The organism is Streptomyces sp. NPDC051020 (assembly GCF_040683105.1).
In the GTDB taxonomy this organism is placed as follows: Bacteria; Actinomycetota; Actinomycetes; order Streptomycetales; family Streptomycetaceae; genus Streptomyces.
Genome location: NZ_JBFBCG010000205.1, coordinates 1 through 2,531, shown reverse-complemented (window position 1 = coordinate 2,531; position 2,531 = coordinate 1). Strand labels below are relative to the sequence as shown.

The window sequence follows — 2,531 nt, the reverse complement described above, 5'->3', positions numbered from 1 at the left end:
GGCCCCGACACCCCGATCCTGACCACGGACGCCCGCCACCGTGCGGACGCCAAGAGCGCGCTCATCACGCTCGTGGAGCACGCGCTGATGGCCCGCCTGCGGTAGGCTCCGGCAGCCATGCGGAAGGCCCCGCACTCCTTCGGGAGTGCGGGGCCTTCCTCGTCGCAAAGCTTCGGCGGAGACGAATCGCCGGACGGGCTTGATTCCAAGCCCGTCCGGCGATCGAGGACAGAGGGCCTCAGCCCTGCCAGGAGTGCGGGGCGCGGAAGCCCGGGGTGCGCTCCAGACGGCGCCAGCCCGCGGAGGTACGGCCGCGGTGGGCCGGAGCGGCGGACGTGGCCGCGGCGCGGGCGAGCAGGACCGCGGTTATGGCGGCCAGCTCCTCGGGGTCGGCAAGACCCTTCTCGACGCGCAGCACGGACTCGGCAGGAACAGCGCTCATGGGATGTATCTCCGTCTTTTCGGCAGTACGTGGCGGACTGTGCGGGGTGGTACGGCAGTCGCGGTTACTGCGGGGGGTTCCCGTGCTTGCGGGACGGCAGATCGGCGTGCTTGGACCGGAGCATCGCGAGCGAGGCGATCAGTACCTCGCGGGTCTCGGCGGGGTCGATGACGTCGTCGACCAGGCCGCGCTCGGCGGCGTAGTACGGATGCATCAGTTCGGCCTTGTATTCCTTGACCATGCGGATCCGCATGGCCTCCGGGTCCTCGGCGTCGGCGATCTGCCGACGGAAGATGACGTTGGCGGCACCTTCGGCGCCCATCACGGCGATCTCGTTGGTGGGCCAGGCGTAGGTCAGGTCCGCACCGATGGACTGGCTGTCCATCACGATGTACGCACCGCCGTAGGCCTTGCGCAGGATCAGCGAGATCCTCGGCACCGTGGCGTTGCAGTACGCGTAGAGCAGCTTCGCACCGTGCCGAATGATTCCACCGTGCTCCTGATCGACGCCGGGCAGGAAGCCGGGTACGTCCAAAAGGGTGATGATGGGAATGTTGAATGCATCACACATCTGAACGAAACGGGCCGCCTTCTCCGACGCCTCGATGTCCAGGACACCGGCGAGGGACTGCGGCTGGTTGGCCACGATGCCGACGACCTGACCGTCGAGCCGGGCCAGGGCGCAGACGATGTTGCGGGCCCAGCGCTCGTGGATCTCCAGGTAGTCGCCGTCGTCGACGAGCTCCTCGATGACCTTGTGCATGTCGTACGGGCGGTTGCCGTCGGCCGGCACCAGGTCGAGCAGGACGTCGCCGCGCCGGTCGGCCGGGTCGTCGCTCGCCACGGTGGGCGGGTTCTCCCGGTTGTTGGACGGGAGCATCGACAGCAGGTACCGCACCTCGGCGATACAGGTCTCCTCGTCGTCGTACGCGAAGTGCGCGACGCCCGAGGTCTCGGCGTGCACATCGGCGCCGCCGAGGCCGTTCTGCGAGATCTCCTCGCCTGTGACCGCCTTCACGACGTCCGGTCCGGTGATGAACATCTGGGAGGTCTCGCGGACCATGAAGACGAAGTCGGTGAGAGCGGGGCTGTAGGCGGCGCCGCCCGCGCACGGGCCGAGCATCACGGAGATCTGCGGGATGACGCCGGAGGCGCGCGTGTTGCGCTGGAAGATGCCGCCGTACCCGGCGAGCGCGCTGACGCCCTCCTGGATGCGGGCGCCGGCGCCGTCGTTCAGCGAGACCAGCGGGGCGCCCGCCGAGATCGCCATGTCCATGATCTTGTGGATCTTGGTGGCGTGGGCCTCGCCCAGCGCGCCGCCGAAGATCCGGAAGTCGTGTGCGTAGACGAAGACCGTGCGGCCCTCGACCGTGCCCCAGCCGGTGATGACACCGTCGGTGTACGGCTTCTTCTCCTCCAGGCCGAACCCGGTCGCCCGGTGCCGGCGCAGCTGCTCGACCTCCTTGAACGAATCCGGGTCCAGGAGCAGCTCGATGCGCTCACGCGCTGTCAGCTTGCCCTTGGCGTGCTGGGCCTCGGTCGCCCGGTCGCTCGGTCCGCGCCGGGCCTGCTCGCGCAGCGCCAGCAGTTCGGTCACCCGGCCACGGGTGTCACTCGGCTCGCCCGGGGTTTCGTCCACAACGGTCATGTATCGACCCTACGAACCCGGCCAAGAAAATCCTGCCGTCGACTCCGTACAGTCTCCTGACCCGTTTCCTGGTGGAGCCGGACAGAAACGTTGCCGCATGCAGGCGAACCACCAGGGGAATGCGGTCCCGTTTTGTAAGAGCTCTACAAAACGAGACTGTGGTGTATCGCACAAGCCCGTCACCCCGGGCATGTGGGCCATTTGTGCATACCGCACGCAGGAGTGGCGGTCCGGACCCGTCGGCCCAGGACCTGTCGGGCCGATCTTTCGGATCTTGCCGGATCAGGGAGCCCGGCAGGGCCCGGAACAAAGGCCCTAGGGCGTGTTTCGAAAGTCCCGCCTGCCGGGCGGCGCCTGGCACGCACGCTCGCTGCGTTGTCGGGCTCGCCCCGATACGCCCAGTATCGGGGCGACCCTCCGCCTTGCGATCGCACGCACCAG

At 68.3% G+C, this 2,531-nt stretch carries 2 protein-coding genes and 1 pseudogene; 1 reads left to right on the top strand and 2 read right to left on the bottom strand.

Going from position 1 to position 2,531, the window contains the following annotated elements; all coding sequences use genetic code 11:
- Nucleotides 1–105, top strand: a pseudogene (locus AB0N06_RS38655) (ATP-binding protein); the annotation flags it as partial.
- Between the two features lie 133 nt (nt 106–238).
- Here AB0N06_RS38655 and AB0N06_RS38650 read toward each other — a convergent pair.
- A complete protein-coding gene (locus tag AB0N06_RS38650) occupies nt 239–442 on the bottom strand; it encodes an acyl-CoA carboxylase subunit epsilon (protein ID WP_266981129.1) in 204 nt (67 codons plus the stop codon).
- A gap of 64 nt (nt 443–506) precedes the next feature.
- On the bottom strand, nt 507–2,090 hold the full coding sequence (locus AB0N06_RS38645; protein ID WP_358862744.1) for an acyl-CoA carboxylase subunit beta: 1,584 nt from the start codon (nt 2,088–2,090) through the stop codon (nt 507–509).
- Nucleotides 2,091–2,531 lie beyond the last annotated feature (441 nt).

What these genes read in the sequence shown, in the direction of transcription:
- AB0N06_RS38650 (WP_266981129.1), bottom strand. Translation starts at nt 442, where the DNA reads ATGAGCGCTGTTCCTGCCGAGTCCGTGCTGCGCGTCGAGAAGGGTCTT.
- AB0N06_RS38645 (WP_358862744.1), bottom strand. Translation starts at nt 2,090, where the DNA reads ATGACCGTTGTGGACGAAACCCCGGGCGAGCCGAGTGACACCCGTGGC.